A 24,079-nucleotide genomic window follows, 5' to 3' on the forward strand; every position below is an offset into this window, starting at 1 on the left:
CGCACGACGCCCCCGCACCGGTCCGGTGCGGGGGCGTCGTGCGTCGCAGGGTCCGGTCAGGTACGTCGGGCGCCGGCGTTGGGGTTGGCGTTGGGCCCCGCAGGACCCTCGTCGACGGATCCGCTCTCGGCGTCGGGGGCGCCGGCGACGGCCTGGTCGGGCATGATCGGGTCGCCCGCGTCCTCGAGGTTGCCGACCTCGGAGAGCTGGCCGTCCTGGTCGCCGGGACCGGGGCGCTCGTGGGCGTTGTCCTTCTCCGCGGCGCGCTCCGGGTCGTGCTCGGTGTAGAGCTTCGAGCCGGCGGCGTCGGGCTTCGGCGTCGCGTGCTGGGATCCCTGGCCGGTGCCGGCCTCGTGGTCGCTCATCGGTCCTCCTCGCGGTCGGCGGGTCCGACCGTCTCGAACGTACTGCGCCGCCGGCCCGGCCCCGAGCCCACCGGGGGTCCCGGGGCCGATCCGGTCCCAAAGGGTGGGCGGGCCGGGTGGGCCGGTCAGGCCGCGACGGGCTCGCGGCGCGCTCCCCGGCCGGCGAGCACGTGGTCGAGGGCGAGGCGCCCCGGCACGACGCCGAGCACGAGCGCGCCGAGCCCCAGCGCGGCCACGAGCTCCCAGCCGCCCTCGGCGGCGAAGAGACCGCTGCCGCGGTGCACGAACCACCACGCGCCGGCCATCGTGGCCGCCACCAGCAGGCCGGCGACCGGCGTGAGCAGCCCGAGCACGAGCAGGACGCCGCCGCCGAGCTCGGCCACGACCGCGAAGACGGCCGCGGCCGTGGGGGCGGGGATGTCCAGCTGGGCGAAGCCGTCGGCCGTGGCGCCCACGCCCTGGTCGACGAGCTTCTGCCAGCCGTGGGCGATCAGCACGGCGCCGAGCAGCAGGCGGGCGAGCAGGAGCACGACGTCCTGCGCGGCGGGGGGCAGACGGTTCCCGAGAACGGTCGACACGGGGGTTCCTCCAGGGGGGGGGCGGGGGTCGGTAGTTGACGTTTCCACCACCGTAGGGAGCCCGACTGAGAGTGACCTGAGCCCCGCGTGACGGCCGTGTGACGCCCGGGTGACGTCGCGTCCCGCGATGGGCGAGGATGACGGGGTGCAGCCCGGAGCCGGTCCCGTCGAGGTCCACCACGTCGAGGTCCACCACGTCGAGGTCGCCCGCGCCGAGAGCGCGCGCGGCGAGCTGGTGCTGCGCGAGCGCCGCGGCGACGACGGCTCGCGCGCGCTGGAGCTGCGCGCCAACGGCGTCTTCGTCATGGACACCGTGGAGGTGCACACCGAGCGGGCGCTGGCCCGTGCCGCGCTGGAGCTGTGCGACGACCCCCGAGACGTCGTCGTCGGTGGTCTGGGCCTGGGCTACACGATGCACGAGGTGCTGGCCGACCCCCGGGTCGAGCGCTGCGCCGTGGTCGAGGTCGAGGAGGCGCTGGTCGCCTGGATGCGCGACGGCACCGTGCCGCACGGCCCCGCGCTGATGGCCGACGCCCGGGCCCGCGTGGTGGTGGCCGACGTCGCGGTCGCCCTCGCCGAGGCGCGCCCCGCGTCGTACGACCTGCTGCTGCTCGACGTCGACAACGGACCCGACCACCTCGTGCACGACGCCAACGCCTCGCTCTACCAGGCGCCGTTCCTCGACCGGGCCCGCAGCGTGCTGCGCCCCGGCGGGGTGCTGGTGGTGTGGTCGGCCGACGCCTCCCCGCGCCTGGAGGAGACGATGCGCGCGGTGCTCGGCGAGGTCGAGGCGCGCCCCTTCCCCGTGCGCCTGCAGGAGCGCGAGGAGACGTACTGGCTCTACGTCTCGCGGGTACCGTCCCAGGTGTGAGCGACTCCGACCTCCCCACCGGTTCCCCGACCCGCACCTCCCCCGCGTCCGACGGCCCGCCGACGCGGGTCGAGCACGACAGCATGGGCGAGGTGGAGGTGCCGCGCGACGCGCTGTGGCGGGCCCAGACCCAGCGTGCGGTGGAGAACTTCCCGATCAGCGGCACGCCGATCGAGCCGCGGCTGGTCGCGGCCATCGGCCAGGTCAAGGCGGCCGCGGCGCGCGCCAACGCCGCGCTGGGCATCCTGCCCGAGGAGCAGGCCGCCGCCATCGCGGCCGCCGCCGACGAGGTCGCCGCCGGCGCCCACGTCGAGGCCTTCCCCGTCGACGTCTTCCAGACCGGCTCCGGCACCAGCTCCAACATGAACGCCAACGAGGTGATCGCCTCGCTGGCCGCCCGCGCGGGCGTCGAGGTGCACCCCAACGACCACGTCAACGCCAGCCAGTCGAGCAACGACACCTTCCCGACCGCGATCCACGTGGCGGCCACCCTGGCCGTCACCGAGGACCTGCTGCCCGCCCTCGACGTGCTGGCCTCCTCCCTGGAGGCCAAGGCCGAGGAGTTCGCCGGGCTGGTGAAGTCGGGGCGCACCCACCTCATGGACGCCACCCCGGTGATGCTCGGCCAGGAGCTCGGCGGCTACGCCGCCACGGTGCGCTACGCCGCGGAGCGGCTGGAGTCGGTGCTCCCCCGGGTGCGCGAGCTGCCGCTGGGCGGCACGGCCGTCGGCACCGGCATCAACACCCCGCGGGGCTTCCCGCAGCGCGCCATCGCGCTGCTCGGCGAGCAGACCGGGCAGCCCTTCACCGAGGCCCGCGACCACTTCGAGGCCCAGGGCACCCGCGACTCCCTCGTCGAGCTCTCCGGGGTGCTGCGCACCTACGCCGTGGGCCTGACCAAGATCTGCAACGACCTGCGCTGGATGTCCTCGGGGCCCACCACGGGTCTGGCGGAGATCCACCTGCCCGACCTCCAGCCCGGCTCGAGCATCATGCCCGGCAAGGTCAACCCGGTCCTGCCCGAGGCCACGCTCATGGTCTGCGCCCAGGTCATCGGCAACGACACCACCGTCACCGTGGCCGGCGCCAGCGGCTCCTTCGAGCTCAACGTCGCGATGCCGGTGATCGCGCGCAACCTGCTGGAGTCGGTGCGCCTGCTCGCCACCTCCTCGACCCTGCTGGCGCGTCGCTGCGTCGACGGCGTCACCGCCGACGCCGGGCGCATGCGCGGCTACGCCGAGTCCTCGCCCTCCGTGGTGACCCCGCTCAACAAGCACATCGGCTACGAGGCCGCCGCGACGGTCGCCAAGCGGGCCCTCGCCGACGGCGCCACCATCCGCGAGACCGTCGTCGCGATGGGCTTCCTCGAGCGCGGCGAGCTCACCGAGGCCCAGCTCGACGAGGCCCTCGACGTGGAGTCGATGACGCACCCCTGAGCCCGGGCGACACGCGCCGCGGCAGCATGCCGCGACCCCGCGGGTCGGTCACTGCAGGACGTGATCGCCCACGTGTCGGCGCGCCGCTGGTCGACGCGGTCGAGGACGGACCGGCACCCGGTCGTCGCGCCGGTCAGTACCAGCCGACGCTCTCGCTGTGGGCCCAGGCGCCGCAGGGGCTGCCGTAGCGGTCCTGGATGTAACCCAGCCCCCACCGGATCTGCGTGGCGGGGTTGGTGGCCCAGTCGGCGCCGGCGGAGGCCATCTTCTCGCCGGGCAGCGCCTGCGGGATGCCGTAGGCCGAGGAGGTCGGGTTGTCGGCGTTCACGGTCCAGTTCGACTCGCGGGTCCACAGCGAGTCGAGGCAGCCGAACTGGTCGGAGGAGAAGCCGAACTCGCCCATCAGCGACTGCGCGATCGAGCGCGGGTCGAGGTCGGCGATGTCCTCGGTGCGGGTCAGCGCCGGGCCCTCGTCGGCCGAGAGCGCAGCGACCTTGGCCGGGTCGCTGGCGACGCGGCGGTCGGCGGAGCGCGACACGGCGGGCTGGCGCTCCTCGAGCACGGCGCTGCCGGTGACCAGCTCGACGCCGGCGGTCGCGTCGTCGGGGTCGACCGCCGCCGCGACCGGCGAGGCGGCGTCGGCGCTCACGGAGTCGGCGGCGCTCACGGCCGGGTCGGACCCGACCACACCACCGGCGACGCTCACGCCGGTGGCCGCGACGGCCAACGAGGAGAGGACCACGGTGCTACGCAGGGCCTGGCGGGGCACCTGGGCCACGCGCGAGGGCGCGGGAGCCGAGCGGTGCTTCGGGACGTACTTCACGTGCTTCGACAAGGCGATGGACTCACGGGTAGACGACACGGGCCGATGCTCTGGTCACGCGATCGGGCGGTCTGCCCCGGTGGATCACGAGTGACGAACGCCGTCCACCTTGCATGACCATCCAGGGGCACGCAAACCGAACCGCCACACCGGTGGACAAAGGTGGTGCGGGTCTCGTCACACCCGTCACAGCAGTCCCGTGGCGCCACACCGGCCCCGCCCGGAGTGGGCGGGGCCGGTGGCAGGCCGAGGGCCGGAGGTGCCGAGTCCGGGCTAGAGCGTGACGTTCTCCAGCATCTCGGTGACCAGTGCGGCGATGGGCGAGCGCTCGGAGCGCGTCAGCGTGACGTGGGCGAAGAGCGGGTGGCCCTTGAGCTTCTCGATCACCGCCACGACCCCGTCGTGGCGCCCGACCCGCAGGTTGTCGCGCTGCGCGACGTCGTGGGTGAGGACGACCTTGGAGTTGGCCCCGATGCGGGAGAGCACCGTGAGCAGCACGTTGCGCTCCAGCGACTGCGCCTCGTCGACGATGACGAAGGCGTCGTGCAGCGAACGGCCGCGGATGTGGGTCAGCGGGAGCACCTCGAGCATGCCGCGGTCGAGGATCTCGTCGATGACGTCGCGCGAGGTCATCGCGCCGAGGGTGTCGAAGACCGCCTGGCCCCAGGGCGACATCTTCTCCGACTCCGACCCGGGCAGGTAGCCGAGCTCCTGGCCCCCCACGGCGAAGAGCGGGCGGAAGACCACGACCTTCTTGTGCTGGCCGCGCTCGAGCACCGCCTCCAGCCCCGCGCACAGCGCCATGGCCGACTTGCCGGTGCCGGCGCGGCCGCCGAGCGACACGATGCCCACCTCGGGGTCGAGGAGCATCTCCAGCGCGATCCGCTGCTCCGCCGACCGGCCGTGGACACCGAACGCCTCCCGGTCGCCGCGCACGAGGTGGACCTGCTTGTCGGGTCCGACGCGGCCGAGCGCGGAGCCGCGGTCGGAGAGCAGCACGAGACCCTGGTGGCACGGCAGGTCGCGCGCGGCGTCGAGGTCGACGACGCCGTCGTCGTAGAGCTCGTCGAGGTCGCTGGCCGCGACCTCCAGCTCGGCCATGCCGGAGTAGCCGGTGTCGGAGTCGCTGATCGCCTCCGCGCGGTACTCCTGCGCGTCGAGCCCGACCGCCGAGGCCTTGATCCGCAGCGGCAGGTCCTTGGAGACCAGGGTGACCGCGAGGCCCTCGGTGGAGAGGTTGTGGGCGACGGCGAGGATGCGGGTGTCGTTGTCGCCGAGGCGGAAGCCCGAGGGCAGCGAGCTGGCGTCGGTGTGGTTGAGCTCGACGCGCAGGGTGCCGCCCTCCTCCCCCACCGGCACCGGCTCGTCGAGGCGGCCGTGGAGGATGCGCAGCTCGTCGAGCGTGCGCAGGGCGGTGCGGGCGAAGTAGCCCAGCTCGGGGTGGTGACGCTTGCCCTCGAGCTCGGTGATGACCACGACGGGGAGCACCACCTCGTGCTCGGCGAAGCGCTTGAGGGCACCGGGGTCGGCCAGCAGGACGCTGGTGTCGAGCACGTAGGTGCGCACCGCCGGCGCCGCGGCGCCGGCGGGGGCCTTGCGGCGGGTGCGGGTGGATCCGGGGGACTGCTGCGACTGCTGGGCCTGAGACGGCACGGGACACCCCTCACGGACCGCCGCGCGCACTCCTCGCCGCGGTCCTACTTCACACGGATGGACCGGGAAGGAACCCGCAGGCGGGAGTGCCCGCCTCCGTCCGCGCACGGCGAGGAGCCGTGCGTGGTGCAGTCGTGGGTGAGCACGATCGGGCCTCCTGGTACGGCGGGCTTCCCCACCCGCCGATGCTTGCGAAAGTAGCCCCCCGCCGACCTGTTTCGAGGCAACACGCCGTGACGCGCTCGTGAACGTCACCGGGCCGGGACAGGCGGACGCGCAGGGGCCCCGCCGTCGCCGCCGGGCGGGCGTCGGGCACTCGACCTCAGGAGCCGTGGCGGCGGTCGCGCAGGGCGTAGGCGCGGATCGCGCGCAGGAAGTCGACGCGGCGGAAGTCGGGCCAGTAGGCCTCGCAGAAGTAGAACTCCGACTTCGCGCTCTGCCACAGCAGGAAGCCGCCGAGCCGCTGCTCGCCGCTCGTGCGGATGACGAGGTCGGGGTCGGGCTGGCCCTTGGTGTAGAGGTGGGCGGAGATGTGGTCGACCTCCAGCTGGGCCGCGAGCTCCTCCAGCGAGGTCCCGCGCTCGGCGTGCTCGAGCAGCAGCGAGCGCACGGCGTCGGCGATCTCGCGCCGTCCGCCGTAGCCCACGGCGACGTTGACCAGCATGCCGTCGACCTCGCGCGTGGCCTCCTGCGCCGCCTTGAGCCGCTCCGCGGTGGCCGCCGGCAGCAGGTCGAGCGCGCCCACCGGGTGCAGCCGCCAGCGCTGCTGGTCGGCCAGGGAGGCCACGGCCTCCTCGATGATCTCCAGCAGCGGCTCGAGCTCGTCGGGCGGCCGGTTGAGGTTGTCGGTGGAGAGCAGCCACAGGGTGACGACGCCGATGCCGACCTCGTCGCACCAGCCGAGCAGCGGCTCGATGTTGGCGGCCCCGGCGCGGTGGCCGTGGGCGGTGTCGCGACCCACGGCGCGGGCCCACCGACGGTTGCCGTCGAGCATCACCCCGACGTGCTGGGGCAGGTTGGCGGGCATGCGCCGCAGCACCCGCGCCTCGTAGGCCGGGTAGAGCACGCTCCTGAGCCCGCGCTTCCAGTCCGCCACCGGACAAGGTTAGCGCCGTCGGGGCGGTGGTCACCGCCTCGCCGACCAGGCGTCCTGGCTTCGGCGGGTCGACGTGCCGGCCGGTACTGTCGGGCCATGGACCAGCACATCCCCCAGGCGGTGCGCTCGAGGGTCGACTCGGTGCAGGAGACCATCAGCGAGACCCTCGCCGACATCAAGCCGAAGCTGCGCGGGTGGCTGCACCTCGGCACGGCCCCGCTGACCCTGGCCGCGGGCATCGTGCTGGTCGTGCTGTCGCCGACGGAGACCACGAAGATCGGCTCGGCCGTCTTCACCGGCTCCGCGCTGCTGCTGTTCACCGTCTCGGCGATCTACCACACCGGCACCTGGTCGCCGGCCGTCTGGGGCTTCCTGCGCCGCTTCGACCACTCCAACATCTTCATCCTCATCGCGGGCTCCTACACCCCGCTGACGCTGATCCTGCTCGACGGCTCGCAACAGGTCGTGCTGCTGACGACCATCTGGTCCACCGCCCTGCTCGGCGTCGGCTTCCGGGTGCTGTGGACCGACGCGCCGCGCTGGCTCTACACCCCGATCTACATCGCGATGGGCTGGGCCGCGGTGTTCTTCATCCCCGGGTTCATCGAGGGCGCCACCGAGCAGCTCGGCACGTCGATGGCCATCGGCGTGCTGGTGCTCGTGGCCGCCGGCGGGGTGCTCTACACCCTCGGCGGCGCGGTCTACGGCTTCAAGCGGCCCAACCCCTCGCCGCGCTGGTTCGGCTTCCACGAGGTCTTCCACACCTTCACGATCCTGGCCTTCGCCAGCCACTACGTCGCGGTCTCGATGGCCACCTACTCGATGCGCTGACCGACGGCGTGGAAGCATCGGCGCATGCCTGACGCCCTGCCCGACCCGTCCTTCCCCGACAACCGCTCGATGCGCGAGCGGATGCTAGCCGGCGACCCCTACATCGCCGACGACCCCGACCTGGAGCGCGAGAGCCTCGCCGCGCGCGACCTCGCCCACCGCATCAACCACCTGCCGCCCTCGGAGGCGCGGGAGCGTCGCGCCCTGCTGGTCGAGCTCCTCGGCGCGATCGGCGCGGAGACCGAGATCCGCCCCCCGCTCCACGTCGACTACGGCTACCGCACCCGCATCGGCGCCCGCACCTTCGTCAACTTCGGCCTCGTCTGCCTCGACGTCGCCGAGGTGGTCATCGGCGACGACGTGCAGATCGGACCCAACGTCCAGCTGCTCACCCCCACCCACCCCGTCGAGGCCGAGCCGCGGCGCGCCAAGTGGGAGGGGGCGCGACCCATCACCATCGGCGACAACGTCTGGCTCGGCGGCGGCACGATCGTGTGCCCCGGCGTCACCATCGGCGCCAACACCGTGGTCGGCGCCGGCTCCGTGGTCACCCGCGACCTGCCCGCCGACGTCGTGGCCGTGGGCAACCCGGCCAAGGTCATCCGCCGACTCTGAGGGCCGGCCCTCACACCGCGGCGGTGGTGGCGCGCACGACCAGCTCGGTGGCCAGCTCGACGTGCTCGGGCACGACCTCGGCCGGACCGTCGGCACCGCCCAGGGAGCGCAGGATCTGCTGGGCGGCGATGCGGCCCTGCTCGTGCACGGGCTGGCGCACCGTGGTGAGGTCGAAGAACCGCGCCATCTCGTGGTCGTCGACGCCGACCACCGAGACGTCCTCTGGCACGCGCAGCCCGGCCTCGCGCAGCGCGCTCATCAGCCCGATCGCCATCTCGTCGGAGGCGCAGAAGACCGCGGTGGGGCGCTGGTCCATGGCCGCGACGGCGCGACCGCAGTCGACCCCGCCGTCGAGGGTGAAGCGACCGTCGAGCTCGAGCGCGGGGTCGAGCGGGAGCCCGGCGTCGCGCAGCGAGGAGTGGTAGCCCTCCAGCCGCGCGGTCGGCGTGGTGAAGTCGAGGCCGTCCTCGCCCAGACCCCCGACGAAGGCGATCCGGCGGTGACCCAGGTCGAGCAGGTGACGCATCGCGGTGCGCGACGCCTCGACGTCGTCGATCCTCACGCTCGACCACTCCTCGACCCGTGCGCCCAGGGTCACGACGGGGCTGCCCTGCCGCTGCATCGCCGCGATCTCCTCGGCGGTCGGCCCCAGCCCGACCACCAGCACGGCGTCGACGCGCTTGGTCAGCACCTGGGTCCGCAGCACCCGGTGCCGGGCCGCGGAGTCGCCGGCGAGGTTGTAGAGCAGCAGGTCGTAGCCCTGCTCGCGCAGCACCTGCTCGGCGCCGTGCACGACCGCGGCGAAGTACCACCGGGTCACGAACGGCACGACGATCGCCACCGAGCGGGTCTGGCCCCCGCTGGCCAGCCCGACCGCGTGCGGGGAGGGCACGTAGCCCAGCCGCACCGCGGCCTCGAGCACCCGCTCGCGGGTGGACTCCGAGACCCGCGGCAGCCCCCGCAGCGCGCGCGAGACCGTGGCGGTCGAGACACCGACCTCGCGGGCGAGGTCGTGGATGCCGGTCATCGGCGCCGTCCTGCCCGTCCGGGGGTGGCGGGCCGTACGGTGTGGCCATGAGCACAGTGGACCCGCGCCCGGCAGACACCGCAGCCCGCCTCCCGCACCGCCTGCCCGACGGGTCGGTGCTCGAGCTGGGCACCGCCACGGCGGCCTACCAGATCGAGGGCGCCGTCGACGTCGACGGCCGCGGCCCGTCGGTGTGGGACACCTTCACCGCGCGCCCCGGCACGATCAAGGACGCCAGCAGCGGCGCCACCGCGTGCGACTCCTACCACCGCCACCTCGAGGACGCCGACCTCGTGGCCGGCCTGGGGGTGCGGTGGTACCGCTTCTCGATCGCCTGGCCCCGCATCCAGCCCGAGGGCCGCGGCCGCGTGGAGACCCGCGGGCTCGACCACTACGACCGCGTCGTCGACGCGCTGCTGGAGCGCGGGATCGTGCCGACCGCGACGCTCTACCACTGGGACCTGCCGCAGGCCCTGGAGGACGAGGGCGGCTGGCTGGTGCGCAGCACGGCCGAGGCCTTCGCCGACTACGCCGAGGTCGTCGCCGACCGGCTGGCCGACCGTGTCGGGGTCTGGGCCACCCACAACGAGCCGTGGTGCACCGCCTACCTCGGCCACGCCGCGGGCGTCTTCGCCCCGGGTCGCCGCGAGGGCGGCGGCGCGCACCGCGCCGTGCACCACCTCAACCTCAGCCACGCCCTGGCCGCCGAGCGCATCCGCGCCGCGCACGCCGTCGACGTCGGCACGGTGCTCAACCTCGCCCCGGTGTGGCCGGAGCGGCCCGAGGCCGAGCCGCTGGCCGAGCGCATCGACGCGCTGCGCAACCGGGTGTGGCTCGATCCCCTCGTCGACGGGGAGTACGGCGAGAGCGTGCTCGCCGTGGCGCCGGAGCTCGCCGACGCCGAGCTCGTCCGGCCCGGCGACCTGGAGCTCGTGCAGGGCTCGGCCGACTGGCTCGGGGTCAACTACTACACCCCGACCCGCCCCGACCTGGTCGTGCCCGGCCGGCCGCCGCACCCCGAGGGCGCGGCGTACCCGGGGGTGGGCGACTTCGACCTGGTCGTGCGCGAGCCGCGCACCGACATCGGCTGGGAGGTCGTGGCCGACGGGCTGGAGGAGCTGCTCGTCGAGACCCACCGCCGCACCGGGCTGCCGATCCTCGTCACCGAGAACGGCGCCGCCTGCGCCGACGCCGAGCGGGTCGACGGGGTGGTGCAGGACGACGACCGCATCGACTATCTGCGCGGCCACCTCGCCGCCACCCACCGCGCCCGCGCGGCCGGCGCCGACGTGCGGGCCTACGTCGTGTGGACGCTGCTCGACAACTTCGAGTGGGCCGAGGGCTACACCAAGACCTTCGGCCTGGTCCACATCGACCCGGCGGACCAGACCCGCACCCCGAAGGCCTCCTACCGGTGGCTGGCTCAGGTCGCGCGGGGTGAGGTCACCCCTTGACACTGCCGGCCAGCAGCCCGCGCACGAAGTAGCGCTGCAGCGACAGGAACACCACGAGCGGCACGATCAGCGACACGAACGCCCCGGCCGAGAGCAGGTGCCAGTCCTCGCCGCGCTGACCGGCCAGGGCGGCCAGGCGCACGGTGAGCGGTGAGATGTCGAGGTTGCCGCCGCCGAAGACGAGGGCCACGAGCAGGTCGTTCCAGACCCACAGGAACTGGAAGATGCCGAAGGCGGCGATGGCCGGGGCCATCAGGGGCAGCATGATGCGCGTGAAGATCTGCACGTGCCCGGCGCCGTCGACGCGCGCCGACTCGATGAGCTCGCCGGGGATCTCGCGCATGAAGTTGTGCAGCAGGAAGATCGCCAGCGGGAGCGCGAAGATCGCGTGGGAGAGCCAGATCGTGTAGAAGCCCCCGCCGGGGGCGTCGCGGCCGGCCAGCGGCATCAGGTTGAACGGCGGCTCGACGTAGAGCGAGAGCAGCGGGATCAGCGTGACCTGGATCGGCACGATCTGGAGGGCGAAGATCGCCACGAAGAGCGCGTCGCGGCCCTTGAAGTCCATCCAGGCGAACGCGTAGGCGGCCAGGGTCGCCAGGCTGATGGGGATGAGCACGGCCGGGATGGTGATCACCGCGGAGTTGACCAGGTAGGTCGCCAGGTCGGTGTCGGCGCCGTTGATGACCTGCTTGTAGTTGTCGAGGGTGACGTTGGGGTCGGTGAAGAAGTTCCACCAGCCGCTGCCCTTGACCTCGCCCTCGGGGCGCAGCGAGGAGATGAAGAGCCCGAAGGTCGGCACCGTCCACAGCGCGGCGATGACGACCGCTGCGAGCGAGGCCCAGCGGTTGGTGAGCTGCTGCTTGGCCGCGGTGGACGCCGGGACCACGGGCTGGTCGCTCCCGGTCCCGGGGGTGCCGGGCGTGCCGACGAGGGGCGTGGCGGTGGTCATCGGGCCTCCAGCTTGCGCATCTGAACGATGTTGTAGATGACGATGGGCGTCACGAGGATGAAGATGACGACGGCCAGCGCGGTCGCCAGCCCTTCGTTGCCCGCGACGAAGTACTGGCGGTAGAACTCGTAGGCCAGCACGCTGGAGTCGAAGTTGCCGCCCGTGCTGGTGCGCACGATGTCGAAGACCTTCAGCGTGGCGATGCTGATGGTGGTCAGCACGACGATCAGCGAGGGCCGGATGCTCGGCACGGTGATGTGGCGGAAGAGCTTGAGGCCGTTGACGCCGTCGAGCCGCGCGGCCTCGACGATGTCCTCCGGGATGGCCTTGATCGAGGCCGAGAGGATCGTCATGGCGAAGCCGGCCTGGACCCAGACCATGATCACGATGAGGAACAGCGTGTTCCACGGGCCTGTCAGCAGCACCTGGTAGGTGTCGAAGCCCAGGCTCTTGAGCACCTGGTTGAGCAGGCCGATCTGGTCGGCGGAGGTCTGGCGGTAGTCGTAGACGAACTTCCAGATGATCGAGGCCCCCACCAGCGAGATCGCCATCGGCAGGAAGATCAGCGCCTTGGCGACCTTCTCGAAGCGGGACTTGTCGATGATGACGGCGTAGACCAGGCCGATGCCGGTGGCCAGCAGCGGGGTCAGCACCACCCACAGGGCGGTGTTGCGCAGCACGGTCAGCTGCTCCTTGTCGGTGACGACCGTGACGTAGTTCTCCAGCCCGACGAACTCCTCGCCGTTGGGGCCGTGGAAGGACTGCCAGACGGTCAGCACCGCGGGGTAGAGCAGGCCCACGGCGACGAGGAGCAGGGAGGGGCCGAGGAAGGCCGCCGCCTGGACGCGCTCGCCGCGGCGCGAGCGCAGCCGCTGGGTGGCCAGGAGGATCAGGGCCATCACGCCGAAGAACAGCACGACGGCGATCAGCATGTGGAGGAGCTTGTCGGAGGTGGTCACGTCTCACCGTTCCTGTCGGTGACCGCGTCGGGGCCCCGAGGGCTCGTCCGCCTGGTCACGCCGTACCTGGGGCTCGACGCTGTGCGCCGGCCGGCTCTGGGCGCCCCGGGAGCCGGGGCGGGGTCGACGTCGGGCCGCGGGCGCGGCCCGCGGGCCCGACGTCGGTGGCTCACCTCAGGAGGCGGGCCAGGACTCCTCGATGTTGGTCAGCGCGTCAGCGGTGCTCTGACCGGTGATCCACGCCGTCATCTCCTTCCAGAAGGAGCCGGCGCCGACGGCGCTGGGCATCTGGTCGGAGCCGTCGAAGCGGAAGACGGCGTCGGGGTCCTGGAACGTCTCGGCCGACAGGATGTCGATCGGGCTGCTCAGGTTGGAGATGTCGAGACCGGTGTTGGCGGTGACCCAGCCGCCGTCGGGCGTGGCCTTGGCCTTCTCGTTGGCCCACACGTCGGAGGACAGGTAGGTCTGGAAGGCCTGGACCTCGGGACGGCTGTCGAAGGCCGCCACGAACTCGCCGCCGCCGAGCACCGGGCGACCGAAGTCCTCGGTGACGGTGGGCAGGTAGAAGGCGAACACGTCGCCGTCCTCGGAGACCTCGGTGCCGGGCTCCCACTGGGCGGCGTAGAAGCTGGCCTGGCGGTGCATGACGCACTCGCCGTCGACGACGGGGTAGCCGGCGTCCTGGAAGGCGGTGGTGGCGATGGACTTCACGTCGCCGAGGCCGCCGTTGACGAACTCCTCGTCCTTGAGGATGCTGCCGACGCGGTCGAGCGCGGCGGCGACCTGCGGGTCGTCGAAGGGGATCTCGTGGTTGACCCACTGGTCGTAGACGTCGGGGCCGACCTCGCGGAGCATCGAGTCCTCGAGCCAGTCGGTGGTGACCCACCCGGTGGCGTCACCGGACTCGATGCCGGCGCACCAGGGCTTCATGCCCTTGGAGACGGCGTCCTCGGTGATGGCCATCATGTCGTCCCAGGTCTCGGGGATCTCCCAGCCGTTGTCGGCGAAGGTCTTCGGGGAGTACCACACGAAGGACTTCACGTTGGCGCCCAGCGGGGCGGCGTAGAAGGTGTCGTCGACGGTGCCGTAGGTCTTCCAGTCCTCGCCCCACCACTGGTCGACGTTCTCCGCGACCGTGTCGGGCGCCTCGACGACGGCGTCGTCGTCGCGCACGAGGCTGGCCAGCAGGCCCGGCTGCGGGATGTAGGCGATGTCGGGGGCGTTGCCGCCCTGCACGCGCACCTTGAGCTGGGTCTCGAACTCGCTGGAGCCCTCGTACTCGATCTCGGCGCCCGTGCACTCGGTGAAGAGCTCGTAGGACTTCTTCTGGGCGGCGTCCTCGGGGGCGATGATCGAGGTGTAGACGCTGACGCTGGTGCCGGTGAGGTCACCGAACTGGGTCAGCTGCTCGCATTCGGCCTTGCCCTCGCCGGGCGAGGTGCCACCGGCGGACTGGACCTCGGTGGACTCCTCCTCGGCGCAGCCGGCCAGGACCAGGCCGGCGGCCAGGACGACCGCCACACTGGCGTGTCGGATGGTGCGTGAGCGCATGGGGTGCTCCCTCTCTGGGTCGTGACCCAGACCACTGCCGAGCGTCCGGGGCAGGATGAATGAAAGCGCTTACGCAATCGGGGGGTCAAGGCGGGGCGATAACGATCGTGTAACGCACGTCACGTGACGCACGTCACCGTGTCGTCACCCCCGTGGGTGAGTGGGACACGTACGCCGTAAGCCGACCGCCCGGTCGGGAACGGGCCCCCGCCGCGCGACCGGTACGGTCCCGGGGTGACGACGACGATGGTCGCGGGCCGCTACCGGCTCGGCGAGGTCCTGGGTCGCGGCGGCATGGCCGACGTGCACCGCGCGACCGACACGGTGCTGGCCCGCGAGGTGGCGGTCAAGCTGCTGCGCAGCACCGCCGACCAGGCCAGCGACCGCGCCCGCTTCACCGCCGAGGCCCGCACCCTGGCCGGGCTCTCCCACCGCGGCCTGGTGACCGTGCTCGACGCCGGGGTCGACGAGGAGCACCCCTTCCTCGTGATGGAGCTCGTCGAGGGCCCCACGCTCGGCGCCCGCCTGGCCGACGGCCCGCTGCCCGCCGCGGAGGCGGCACGGATCGGCCAGCAGGTCGCCGACGCCCTCTCCTACGCCCACGGCCGCGGCGTCGTGCACCGCGACGTGAAGCCCGGCAACGTCCTGCTCGCCCCCGACGGGCGGGTCAAGCTGGCCGACTTCGGCATCGCGCGACTCATCGGCGACACCGTGCGCCACACCCAGACCGGCACCGCCGTGGGCACGGCGGCCTACCTCGCGCCGGAGCAGGTGCGCGGCGAGGAGCTCGACACCTCCGTCGACGTGTGGTCGCTGGGCCTGGTGCTGCTCGAGGCGCTCACCGGCGAGCGCGCCTACCCCGGCAGCCCCACCGAGTCGGCCATGGCCCGGCTGCACCGCCCGCCCCCGGTGCCCGCCGACCTCCCGCCGGGCTGGTCCGACCTGCTGCGCGCCATGACCGCGGCCGACCCGGCCGCGCGGCCGAGCACCGCCCAGGTGGCCGCCCGGCTGAGCGCGCTGCGGCAGGGCCCGCCCGCGGGTCCGCCCGGCCCGCCGCCGTACGTCGAGCCCGCGCGCACCGCCGTGCTCACCGCGCCGGTCGCGTCGCCCGGCTCTCCCCTACCCGCCAGGCCCCCCGGGCCCGCCACGCCTCCCCCGCCGCCGCTGCATCCGCCGACGGGCGGCCCGGGCCGACCCCGCCGGGGCCCGGGGGCGCGCCTGGCCGCGCTCGAGCCGCACCAGAAGGGCCTGGCCGGGGCGCTCGCCGGCATCGTGCTCCTCCTCGTGGTCGCGGCCCTGGCCTCCACCGGGAGCGCCGAGCCCCCCGCCGAGGTCGACCCCGCCCCCGGCGACGTGCCGGCCCGGCTCCAGAGCCCGCTGGAGGACCTCCACGACGCGGTCGGGGAGGCCGGCCGATGAGTCCCGCGCGCCCGGGCGGCCGCAGCCGCGGCGCCCTCGCGCTGGGCACGCTCGCACTGCTCGGCGGGGGCCTGCTCGGCTGCGCCGAGGAGACCACCACCGGGCCTCCCGCCGCCGTGACCGACGCCCTGGCCGCGGTCGACGAGGCCCTGGTGGCCCGCGACGCCGACGCGGGTCTCGACGCGCTCGACGCCCTGCGCGAGGCCGCCGACGAGGCCGGCGACGCCGGCGAGCTCACCGCCGCCGAGCAGGAGCGGATCGAGCGCGCCGCCGACCGCCTCGAGGCGGCCCTGGAGGCGGTGGAGGAGGCCGACGACACCGCGCCCGGGTCGTCGACGACCCCCACGCCCACCCCCACGCCCACGCCCACGCCCACCGCGTCTCCCTCCACCGACGCGGGCGAGCCCGACGAGGACGAGGACGAGCCCGACGAGGACGAGCCCGACGAGGACGAGGGCCCCGGCCCGAAGCCCGGCAAGGGACCTGCCGACAAGGGACCGGGGTCCGACAAGGGACCGAAGCCCGGCAAGGGCCCGAAGCCGTGACCACTGCCCGCCTCGTGCCGGTGACCGTCGAGCTCGACGGTGACGAGCTCGACGCCGAGGACGCCTGGCACCTCGCGCGCCGCCACGGGCTCAAGGCCGTCGCGGTCGGTGCCTTCGTGCGGTTCCGCTACGGCGACGGCTTCACCAACAGCCGGGCCCTGGCCCTGCAGGCCTGCCTGGCCGTGGTGCCCTTCCTGCTCGCCCTCACCGGCCTGGCCGCCGACGTCGACCAGGCCCGCGTGGCCGCCGTCATGGCCGCCACCATCGACGGCGTCTCGCCGGGCAGCGGCTCGGGCGACGCCCTGGCCGGGGCGGTCTCCGGCTCCGACACCAGCGAGGAGGCCGGCGAGGTCGCGCTCGTCCTCGGGCTGCTGCTGTCACTGGTGTCGATGACCACGGCCATGGCGCAGGTCGAGCGCGGCGCCAACCGCATCTACGGCATCCGTCGCGACCGGCCCGCGCGGGCCAAGTACGGCCGGGCCGCCGTGCTCACCGCGGTGCTCGCCGCACCCGCGGCCCTGGCCTTCCTGCTGCTCGTGGCCGGCGGCGCCTTCGCCGACGCCGTCACCGAGGCCTACGGCTGGTCGGATGCCTCACGGACCACGTGGAACGTGCTGCGCTGGCCGGTGGGGGTCGCGCTCGGCGTCCTCACCATCGCCGTGCTGCTCGACCACGCGCCACGACGCCGGCAGCCCGCGCTGAGCTGGCTGGCCCTCGGCGGCGTGGTCGCGGTGGCGCTCAGCATGCTGGCCACCGTGGGCCTGGCGGCCTACGTCGGGCTCAGCGACTCCTTCGGCAGCACCTACGGCCCCCTCGCGGGCATCGTGGCGCTGCTGCTGTGGTCGCTGATGAGCTCGGTGTCGTTCTTCTACGGCGTGGCGGTGTGCGCCCAGCTCGAGGCGCTGCGCGCCGGTCGCGACGACCCGGCCTACGACGACCCCGGCCGGCCCCACGGCCACGTGGTCGACTGAGGCGACACCCCGGGCGGCCCACCCGCCGCCCACCCACCGGGGCGGTGGGGCCAGGCGCGTGCCCGACGTACGGTGGGAGCATGGCCACCATCGAGCTGACCGGGGACAACTTCACCACCCACGTGCAGGGCGACGACATCCTGCTCGTCGACTTCTGGGCCAGCTGGTGCGGCCCGTGCAAGCAGTTCGCGCCGACCTACGAGGCGGCCTCCGAGGCCAACCCCGACATCACGTTCGGCTCGATCAACACCGAGGAGCAGCAGGAGCTGGCCGCCGCGGCCGGGATCCAGTCGATCCCCACCCTGATGGCCTTCCGCGAGGGCATCCTCGTCTTCGCCCAGCCCGGGGCGCTCCCCGCACCGGCGCTGGACCAGGTCATCGGCGCGGTGCGCGCCCTCGACATGGACGACGTGCGCAGGCAGGTCGCCGAGCAGCAGCAGCCCGGCGCCGGGCAGGGCTGAGACGGGAGTCCACCGCGACCCGCAGCCGCGGCAGGTCGGGCCTCAGGCCCGGGGCGTCGGCGGCGCGTCGCCGCGCTCGCCCGAGGGGTCGCCGCCCCGCTCCCTGGCCGGGTCGACCGCCGGGCCGGCCGCCGGGTCCGTTGCCGGGTCACCAGGGGTCCCGTCGGTCTCGGGGGCGTCGCCGTAGACGCCGGTCTTGCGCGCGGTCTCGACGTTGCGCAGCCGCTTGACGAGGCTGAAGAACAGGAAGATCACGAAGCCGACGAGGAGCAGGAACAGCCCCAGGGCCAGCCACCCGGCCTTGACGTCCTCGGGCTCGGGCGTCGGGTCGGCGACCCGCAGGACGAGCGCGGTGAGCTGGAGGCTGAGCTGCGATCCGAGCGTGGTCACCATGACGCCATCCTCTCAGGAGCCGTCGTAGGAGGCGTCGACGCCCGCGAAGAGGTCGTCCTCCGGCGTGGCCGAGGACACGTGGGCGGTGACGAGCTCGAAGTCCTCGGTGGGCCACACGTCGACCTGCACCTCGCGCGGGATGGCGAACCAGTGCCCGTCGGGGTCGATCTGGGTGGCGTGGGCCAGCAGCGCCTGGTCGCGCACGCCGAAGAAGTCGCCGCAGGGCACCTTGGTGGTGACCCGGGCGTCCCACTCCGGCTCCGGCTTCCACTCCTTGAGCCGCTCGCCCCACGGCGACTCCAGACCGTGGGCCACGGTGGCGTCGTGCAGGCGCTGCATGCGCTCGCGGTTGAAGGAGTGGTGGTAGTAGAGCTTGGCGACCTGCCAGGCGGCGCCGGCCTCGGGGAAGCGCTCCGGGTCGGCGGCGGCCTCGAAGGCGGCCACCGACACCTCGTGGCAGCGCACGTGGTCGGGGTGGGGGTAGCCGCCGCGCTCGTCGTAGGTGGTGAGCACGTGCGGGCGGACCGAGCGGATCAGCCGCACCAGACGCTCGGTGGCCTCCTCCAGCGGGGCCAGGCCGAAGCACCCCTCGGGCAGCGGGGGCTTCGGGTCGCCCTCGGGCCAGCCGGAGTCGACGAAGCCGAGCCAGTGCTGGGTGATCCCGAGGATGTCGCGCGCCCGCTCCATCTCCTGGCGTCGCACCTCGGAGATGTTCTGGAGGATGTCGGGGCGGTCCATCTTGGGGTTGAGGATCGAGCCGCGCTCGCCGCCGGTGCAGGTGACCACGTGCACCTCGGCGCCCTCGGCGACGTAGCGCGCGGTCGAGGCCGCGCCCTTGCTCGACTCGTCGTCGGGGTGGGCGTGGACGTGCATGAGCCGGAGGCCCGCGCGGGGTCCGGTGGCGTGCGACTGCGACATGGGCCCGAGTCTAGGTGGGCCGCTCCCCCGTCGCGCCGGGGCACCGGCGCAGCGCCCTGGACCCGCGTGTCACCCTGGTGGGGTGAGCTCCACCGACCTGATGACCCAGCGGTACGGCGCGCCTGCGCCCTGGCGGCGGCGTGCGCTCCTCGCGCTGGTCGCGGTGGTGGTGCTGGTCTTCGGCGGCTGGCTGACGTGGACCACCGTGGCCCACGCCGACCCGCCGGTGACCTCCGAGCTGGTCACCTTCGACACCGTCGACCAGCACACCGTCGACGCCACCGTGCAGGTCGACCTGCGCGACGCCGACGTCGAGGCCGACTGCCTGCTGCGCGCCTTCGCCGAGGACCACTCCACGGTGGGCGAGCTCGCCTTCACCCCCGAGTCCTCGGGCCGCCTCGACCTCACGATCCGCACCGAGCGGATGGCCACCTCGGTGGAGAAGATCGGCTGCACCGCCGAGGGCCAGCCCCGCCCCCGCTGACCCACCCCCTCGGGAGCGGATCCGCCCACGCCGTCGCCGGTATGGGTAAACTGCTCCTTCTGACCGTCCGCAGGGCCGTCCGGCAAGGGGCCCAGCACAGACGATCCGGGGTCCTTCGCCGACCGACCGGGGGCGGCCTGACCGATCCACCATCGACGAGCACGCGGCACGGCCGCAGCCGCTCACCCGCAGGAGTACACCCATGACGCAGTCGACCGAGCAGGGCACGATCTGGCTCACGCAGCAGGGCTTCGACAAGCTGCAGGCCGAGCTCGACGAGCTCAAGGGCCCCGTGCGCCAGGAGATCATCGACAAGATCAGCGCCGCGCGCGACGAGGGCGACCTCAAGGAGAACAGCGGCTACCACGCCGCCCGCGAGGAGCAGGGGCGCATCGAGGGCCGCATCCGCCAGCTCGAGGACATGCTGCGCCGCGCCGAGGTGGGCGAGACCCCCGAGGACGACGGCACCGTCTCCCCCGGCATGAAGGTGACCTACAAGTTCGTCGGCGACGACGACGACGAGGCCGAGACCTTCCTGCTCGGCGCGCGCGAGATGGAGGACGAGGACAGCGACCTCAAGGTCTACTCCCCGCAGTCGCCCCTCGGCTCCGCGATCATCGGCGCCTCGAAGGGCGACACGGTCTCCTACGTCGCTCCCAACGGCAAGGAGCTGCAGGTCGTCATCGTCGACGCGGTGCCCTACACCGGCTGATCATCGCCGGGGCGCCCCCGGGCCCAGCACCGCCAGCGCGGCTGCCGCGTCGAGCCTCACTCGACGACGCGGTAGCCGCGTTCGCGCATCCGGGCCAGCACCAGCGCGGAGTGCTCGGCACCCCGGGTCTCCAGCTGCAGCTGCACGGTGACCTCGTCCATGCCCAGCGAGGGCGAGATCCGCTCGTGGGCGACCTCGAGCACGTTGGAGCCGGTGGCGCCGACCTCGGTCAGCAGCTGGGCGAGGCCGCCCGGAGCGTCGGGGATGGTCACCTGGAGGTTGAGGTAGCGCCCGGCCGCGGCCATGCCGTGGCGGATCACCTTGCCCAGCAGCAGCGGGTCGACGTTGCCCCCGGAGAGCACCGCGACCGCGGGGGTCTCGAAGCGCTCGGGGTGGTCGAGGATGGCCGCCACGGCCGCGGCCCCGGCGGGCTCGACGACCATCTTGGCCCGCTCCACCAGCGCCAGGAGGGCCCGGGCGAGCAGGTCCTCGCTCACCGTGACGACCTCGTCGACGTGGTCGCGCACGGCCGCGAAGGTGATGTCGCCGGGGCGGCCCACGGCGATGCCGTCGGCCATGGTGCGCATGTGCTCCAGCGGCGTGGGCCGGCCCTGCTCGAGGGAGCCGGGGTAGGCCGCGGCGTCCTTGGCCTGCACCCCCACGACCCGTACGTCGGGCCGTGCGGCCTTGACCGCGAGCGCGATGCCCGCGAGGAGCCCGCCGCCCCCGGTGGGCACGACCACGGTGCGCACGTCGGGCATCTGCTCGAGCAGCTCCAGGCCCACGGTGCCCTGGCCCGCGACGACGTCGACGTGGTCGAAGGGGTGGATCATCACCGCCCCGGTGCGCTCGGCGAAGGCGCGCGCCGCCTCGAGGGCGTCCTCGAGGTAGCGCCCGGAGAAGACGACGTCGGCGCCGTAGCCGCGGGTGGCCCGCTCCTTGGGGATCGGGGCACCCTCGGGCATGAAGACGGTGGCGGCGATGCCCAGCTGCTGCGCGGCCAGCGCGACGCCCTGGGCGTGGTTGCCGGCCGAGGCCGCGACCACGCCGCGGGCGCGCTCCTCGGCGCTGAGCCGGCTGATCCGCACGAAGGCGCCACGGGCCTTGAAGGAGCCCGTGCGCTGGAGGTTCTCGCACTTGAGCCCGACCCGGCCGCCGGCGATGGCCGAGAGCCACCGCGACTCCTCCATGGGCGTGACGATGGCCGTGCCCTCGAGCACCTCACGGGCGGCCTCGACGTCGGCCAGGGTCACCTCCGGCACCGGTGGCACCGGCCCCAGCGGCACCCCGGGCCCCGCCGGCTCGGCGGTGGACTCGACGGTGCTCTCGCTGGTGGACCCGACGGGGTCGGTCATGCGTCCTCCTGGGTCGCGACGGGCTGCTCGCCCGTCACCTCGTAGTCGTCCTCGAGCGCCTCCACCGGGTCGTCGCCGACCACCGTGCTCGCCGCGAGGTGCTGGACCACCGCGTTGACGGCGGCGGCCAGCGGCACCGCCACCAGCGCCCCGGCGATCCCGGTGACGAGCACGCCCGCGGCGATCGCGACGATGACGCCGAGGGGGTGCACCGAGACCCAGCGTCCCATCAGGAAGGGCTGCAGCACGTGTCCCTCGACCTGCTGCACGAGGATGATCACGCCGAGCATGAGCAGCGCGGTGACGGGTCCCTGGTCGACCAGGGCCACGAGCACGGCGACGCTGCCGGCGATGGTGGCGCCGATCATCGGCACGAAGGCGCCGAGGAAGACGAGCACGCCGATGGCCAGCACGAAGGGCACCTGGAGCACGGCGGCGCCCAGCGCGATGCCGAGCGCGTCGACCGCGGCCACGATGACCGTGGCCCGCACGAACTGGGTGAGCGAGATCCAGGCCACCCGGCCGGAGCCGTCGACGTGGGCGCGGGCGGCGCGCGGGGTCAGCCGCACGATCCAGGCCCAGATGCGCTCCCCGTCGGCGAGGAAGAAGTAGAAGGAGAAGAGCACGATGAAGAAGCCGGCGAAGACGTGTCCCACCGCCGTGCCGACCTCGGTGATCCGGGCGGTGAGCTCACCGCCGTCGCTCTGGGCCCGGATGGCCTGCTGGGCCTGGTCGAGGTAGTCGTTGATCTGGGTGTCGCTGGCGTTGAGCGGACCCTCCTTGAGCCAGGTCCGGATCTCGCCGAGCCCGGCGACCGTCTGCTCGGCCAGGTCGGTCGCGCCGTTGGCGACCTGCTGGGTGGCGAAGGTCAGCAGCGAGCCCACGAGGGCCAGCGTGCCGAGCACCACCAGCAGCGCCGCCAGCCCGCGGGGCAGTCCGACCCGCTGGAGCAGGTCGACGACCGGCACGACCAGGGCGCTGATGAGCAGCGCGACGGCGAGCGGCAGCACGACCACCGCGAAGTAGCCCAGCGTCCAGGCGACCACGGCGCCGGCGGCGACGATCACCAGGAAGCGCCACGACCAGGCAGCGGCGAGGTCGACGCCCCACGGCACCTGGGCGCGGGTGAAGTTCGACCGGCCCGGCGTGATCGGGGCCGGCGTCAGCCGCCGCTCCCGCTCGTCGCGCAGCGCCGCCCACTGCTGGGCCAGCCGCGCCGCCAGCCCCTCGTCGCGCTCGGCGTCGGCGCGGGCCCGGCGCAACGCGCGGCGCCGGCGCACCTCCGCGCTCTCCGCACCCCCGAGGTCGCCCTCGGCGCCGTCCGGGGCCTCGGCCGGTCGTGCGTCGTCGTCCACCACCGCAGGCTATCCGCCGCACCGCCCCGCCCCGACCGGGGCGGGGGGCTCGTCCGGAGGGCTCAGCCCAGGGCGCGGTCGAGGTCGGCGAGCAGGTCGTCGGCGGTCTCGATGCCGACGCTGATCCTGATCAGGTCGGCGGGCACCTCCAGGTCGGTGCCGGCGACGCTGGCGTGGGTCATCCGGCCCGGGTGCTCGATGAGCGACTCGACCCCGCCCAGCGACTCCCCGAGGGTGAAGACCTCGGTGCGCTCGCAGACCGACAGCGCGGCGTCGACCCCTCCCGCGACGCGGAACGACACCATCCCGCCGTACCGGCGCATCTGGCGCGAGGCGATCTCGTGACCGGGGTGGGAGGCCAGGCCGGGGTAGACCACCTCCTCCACGCGCGGGTGGTCGAGGAGGAAGTCGACGACCTTCTCGGCGTTGTCGCAGTGGCGGTCCATGCGCAGCGCGAGGGTCTTGAGCCCGCGCAGGGTCAGCCAGGCGTCGAAGGGGCCGGCCACCGCACCGATGGCGTTCTGGTGGAAGGCGACCTTCTCGGCGACGTCGAGGTCGCGCACCACGAGCGCGCCGCCGACGACGTCGGAGTGCCCGCCGCAGTACTTCGTGGTCGAGTGCACCACCACGTCGGCGCCGAGGGTCAGCGGCTGCTGGAGGTAGGGCGAGGCGAAGGTGTTGTCGACGACCAGCAGCGCCCCGGCGTCGTGGGCCACCGCGGCCAGGGCCTCGATGTCGCCGATGGTGAGCAGCGGGTTGGTGGGGGTCTCGACCCAGACCAGGCGGGTGCTGCCCGGGCGGATCGCCGCCCGCACGGCGTCGACGTCGGAGACCGGCGCCGGGCTGTGCTCCAGGCCCCAGGCCCGCTCGACCTTGTCGAAGAGCCGGAACGTGCCGCCGTAGGCGTCGTCGGGGATGACCACGTGGTCGCCGGGGCGGCACAGCGCGCGCACCAGGGTGTCCTCGGCGGCGAGGCCGGAGGCGAAGGCGAAGGCCCGCTCCCCCTCCTCGAGCGCGGCCAGGTTGCCCTCGAGGGCGGTGCGGGTCGGGTTGGCCGAGCGGGAGTACTCGTAGCCGCCGCGCAGGCCGCCCACGCCGTCCTGCTTGTAGGTCGACGTGGCGTAGATCGGCGGGATCACCGCGCCCGTGGTCGGATCGGGCTCGTAGCCGGCGTGGATGGCGCGGGTCTCGAAGCCCGCCTTGCTCGGGTGCTGCTGCTCGCTCACCGCTCGAGGTTAGCGCCCGCCGGCCGGCGGCC

General features: G+C 73.6%; 25 protein-coding genes. 11 read left to right on the forward strand and 14 right to left on the reverse strand.

Annotation, left to right across the window (positions count from 1 at the left end; genetic code table 11):
• Window positions 1–56: 56 nt before the first annotated feature.
• Both M3673_RS04075 and M3673_RS04080 read right to left on the reverse strand, forming a co-directional pair.
• Window positions 57–365 (reverse strand): hypothetical protein, encoded by a 309-nt coding sequence (locus tag M3673_RS04075; RefSeq protein WP_056862204.1) that lies wholly within the window; start codon window positions 363–365, stop codon window positions 57–59.
• A 125-nt stretch (window positions 366–490) separates the two neighbouring features.
• Window positions 491–943, reverse strand: a complete 453-nt coding sequence (locus M3673_RS04080) for a DoxX family protein (RefSeq protein ID WP_251531834.1) — start codon at window positions 941–943, stop codon at window positions 491–493.
• A gap of 127 nt (window positions 944–1,070) precedes the next feature.
• Between M3673_RS04080 and M3673_RS04085 the strand changes: the two genes are divergently transcribed.
• Entirely contained in the window at window positions 1,071–1,814 is a 744-nt protein-coding gene (locus tag M3673_RS04085) for a hypothetical protein (protein ID WP_251531836.1), read from the forward strand.
• A complete protein-coding gene (locus tag M3673_RS04090; RefSeq protein WP_267477173.1) occupies window positions 1,811–3,250 on the forward strand; it encodes an aspartate ammonia-lyase in 1,440 nt (479 codons plus the stop codon). Before M3673_RS04085 ends, M3673_RS04090 begins: the two co-directional genes overlap by 4 nt.
• 133 nt (window positions 3,251–3,383) lie before the next feature.
• Here M3673_RS04090 and M3673_RS04095 read toward each other — a convergent pair whose 3' ends face one another.
• The 3 genes from M3673_RS04095 to M3673_RS04105 all read right to left on the reverse strand — a co-directional run bounded on the left by M3673_RS04095 (window position 3,384) and on the right by M3673_RS04105 (window position 6,822).
• A complete protein-coding gene (locus M3673_RS04095; RefSeq protein WP_251531838.1) occupies window positions 3,384–4,112 on the reverse strand; it encodes a lytic transglycosylase domain-containing protein in 729 nt (242 codons plus the stop codon).
• Window positions 4,113–4,346: 234 nt separating this feature from the next.
• Window positions 4,347–5,726, reverse strand: a complete 1,380-nt coding sequence (locus tag M3673_RS04100) for a PhoH family protein (protein ID WP_374108174.1) — start codon at window positions 5,724–5,726, stop codon at window positions 4,347–4,349.
• Window positions 5,727–6,048: 322 nt separating this feature from the next.
• The gene (locus M3673_RS04105) at window positions 6,049–6,822 is read right to left on the reverse strand and encodes an isoprenyl transferase (RefSeq protein ID WP_056862192.1); all 774 of its coding nucleotides are present in this window, start codon (window positions 6,820–6,822) and stop codon (window positions 6,049–6,051) included.
• 96 nt (window positions 6,823–6,918) lie between these two features.
• Here M3673_RS04105 and M3673_RS04110 point away from each other — a divergent pair, with 96 nt between their 5' ends.
• Entirely contained in the window at window positions 6,919–7,653 is a 735-nt protein-coding gene (locus M3673_RS04110; RefSeq protein WP_056862191.1) for a hemolysin III family protein, read from the forward strand.
• A gap of 24 nt (window positions 7,654–7,677) precedes the next feature.
• Window positions 7,678–8,268, forward strand: a complete 591-nt coding sequence (locus M3673_RS04115; RefSeq protein ID WP_056862190.1) for a sugar O-acetyltransferase — start codon at window positions 7,678–7,680, stop codon at window positions 8,266–8,268.
• A 10-nt stretch (window positions 8,269–8,278) separates the two neighbouring features.
• Here the strand turns inward: M3673_RS04115 and M3673_RS04120 are convergent, their stop codons facing one another.
• Window positions 8,279–9,295 (reverse strand): LacI family DNA-binding transcriptional regulator, encoded by a 1,017-nt coding sequence (locus M3673_RS04120; RefSeq protein WP_251531867.1) that lies wholly within the window; start codon window positions 9,293–9,295, stop codon window positions 8,279–8,281.
• 47 nt (window positions 9,296–9,342) lie between these two features.
• On the opposite strand from M3673_RS04120, the gene M3673_RS04125 reads away from it, so the two are divergent.
• Window positions 9,343–10,749 carry a GH1 family beta-glucosidase gene (locus M3673_RS04125; protein WP_251531876.1) on the forward strand — a complete coding sequence of 469 codons (1,407 nt, stop codon included), beginning with the start codon at window positions 9,343–9,345 and terminating at the stop codon, window positions 10,747–10,749.
• Here M3673_RS04125 and M3673_RS04130 read toward each other — a convergent pair.
• From M3673_RS04130 to M3673_RS04140, 3 genes are all read right to left on the reverse strand, one after another.
• Window positions 10,739–11,698: a carbohydrate ABC transporter permease gene (locus tag M3673_RS04130; RefSeq protein ID WP_056862187.1), complete on the reverse strand. Its 960-nt coding sequence runs from the start codon at window positions 11,696–11,698 to the stop codon at window positions 10,739–10,741. The two genes, M3673_RS04125 and M3673_RS04130, sit on opposite strands and share 11 nt — an antisense overlap.
• Window positions 11,695–12,657 carry a carbohydrate ABC transporter permease gene (locus M3673_RS04135; RefSeq protein WP_082499881.1) on the reverse strand — a complete coding sequence of 321 codons (963 nt, stop codon included), beginning with the start codon at window positions 12,655–12,657 and terminating at the stop codon, window positions 11,695–11,697. The genes M3673_RS04130 and M3673_RS04135 overlap by 4 nt, the downstream gene beginning before the upstream one ends.
• 174 nt (window positions 12,658–12,831) lie before the next feature.
• A complete protein-coding gene (locus tag M3673_RS04140; protein WP_251531878.1) occupies window positions 12,832–14,208 on the reverse strand; it encodes an ABC transporter substrate-binding protein in 1,377 nt (458 codons plus the stop codon).
• 234 nt (window positions 14,209–14,442) lie between these two features.
• Between M3673_RS04140 and M3673_RS04145 the strand changes: the two genes are divergently transcribed.
• The 4 genes from M3673_RS04145 to M3673_RS04160 all read left to right on the forward strand — a co-directional run bounded on the left by M3673_RS04145 (window position 14,443) and on the right by M3673_RS04160 (window position 17,604).
• Entirely contained in the window at window positions 14,443–15,627 is a 1,185-nt protein-coding gene (locus M3673_RS04145; RefSeq protein WP_251531880.1) for a serine/threonine-protein kinase, read from the forward strand.
• Window positions 15,624–16,172, forward strand: a complete 549-nt coding sequence (locus M3673_RS04150) for a hypothetical protein (protein WP_251531893.1) — start codon at window positions 15,624–15,626, stop codon at window positions 16,170–16,172. Before M3673_RS04145 ends, M3673_RS04150 begins: the two co-directional genes overlap by 4 nt.
• Window positions 16,169–17,143 carry a YihY/virulence factor BrkB family protein gene (locus M3673_RS04155; protein WP_251531901.1) on the forward strand — a complete coding sequence of 325 codons (975 nt, stop codon included), beginning with the start codon at window positions 16,169–16,171 and terminating at the stop codon, window positions 17,141–17,143. The genes M3673_RS04150 and M3673_RS04155 overlap by 4 nt, the downstream gene beginning before the upstream one ends.
• An 80-nt stretch (window positions 17,144–17,223) precedes the next feature.
• Entirely contained in the window at window positions 17,224–17,604 is a 381-nt protein-coding gene (locus M3673_RS04160; protein WP_251531909.1) for a co-chaperone YbbN, read from the forward strand.
• 42 nt (window positions 17,605–17,646) lie between these two features.
• On the opposite strand, the gene M3673_RS04165 is transcribed toward M3673_RS04160, so the two are convergent.
• Entirely contained in the window at window positions 17,647–17,997 is a 351-nt protein-coding gene (locus M3673_RS04165; RefSeq protein ID WP_251531923.1) for a hypothetical protein, read from the reverse strand.
• A gap of 12 nt (window positions 17,998–18,009) precedes the next feature.
• The gene (gene mca / locus M3673_RS04170; RefSeq protein ID WP_193662222.1) at window positions 18,010–18,915 is read right to left on the reverse strand and encodes a mycothiol conjugate amidase Mca; all 906 of its coding nucleotides are present in this window, start codon (window positions 18,913–18,915) and stop codon (window positions 18,010–18,012) included.
• An 82-nt stretch (window positions 18,916–18,997) separates the two neighbouring features.
• Between mca and M3673_RS04175 the strand changes: the two genes are divergently transcribed.
• Together M3673_RS04175 and greA are read left to right on the forward strand one after the other, a co-directional pair.
• Window positions 18,998–19,399, forward strand: coding sequence for a DUF4307 domain-containing protein (locus M3673_RS04175; RefSeq protein ID WP_056862179.1), 402 nt, complete (start codon window positions 18,998–19,000; stop codon window positions 19,397–19,399).
• Between the two features lie 202 nt (window positions 19,400–19,601).
• A complete protein-coding gene (gene greA / locus M3673_RS04180; RefSeq protein ID WP_056862178.1) occupies window positions 19,602–20,111 on the forward strand; it encodes a transcription elongation factor GreA in 510 nt (169 codons plus the stop codon).
• A 56-nt stretch (window positions 20,112–20,167) separates the two neighbouring features.
• On the opposite strand, the gene ilvA is transcribed toward greA, so the two are convergent.
• The 3 genes from ilvA to M3673_RS04195 form a co-directional block, all read right to left on the reverse strand.
• Entirely contained in the window at window positions 20,168–21,466 is a 1,299-nt protein-coding gene (gene ilvA, locus M3673_RS04185; protein WP_251531925.1) for a threonine ammonia-lyase, read from the reverse strand.
• The gene (locus tag M3673_RS04190; RefSeq protein ID WP_251531927.1) at window positions 21,463–22,821 is read right to left on the reverse strand and encodes an AI-2E family transporter; all 1,359 of its coding nucleotides are present in this window, start codon (window positions 22,819–22,821) and stop codon (window positions 21,463–21,465) included. The genes ilvA and M3673_RS04190 overlap by 4 nt, the downstream gene beginning before the upstream one ends.
• Window positions 22,822–22,883: 62 nt before the next feature.
• Window positions 22,884–24,047 carry a cystathionine gamma-synthase gene (locus M3673_RS04195; RefSeq protein ID WP_056862177.1) on the reverse strand — a complete coding sequence of 388 codons (1,164 nt, stop codon included), beginning with the start codon at window positions 24,045–24,047 and terminating at the stop codon, window positions 22,884–22,886.
• Between the last annotated feature and the right edge of the window lie 32 nt (window positions 24,048–24,079).

The organism is Nocardioides sp. P86, assembly GCF_023712465.1.
In the GTDB taxonomy this organism is placed as follows: Bacteria; Actinomycetota; Actinomycetes; order Propionibacteriales; family Nocardioidaceae; genus Nocardioides; species Nocardioides kribbensis.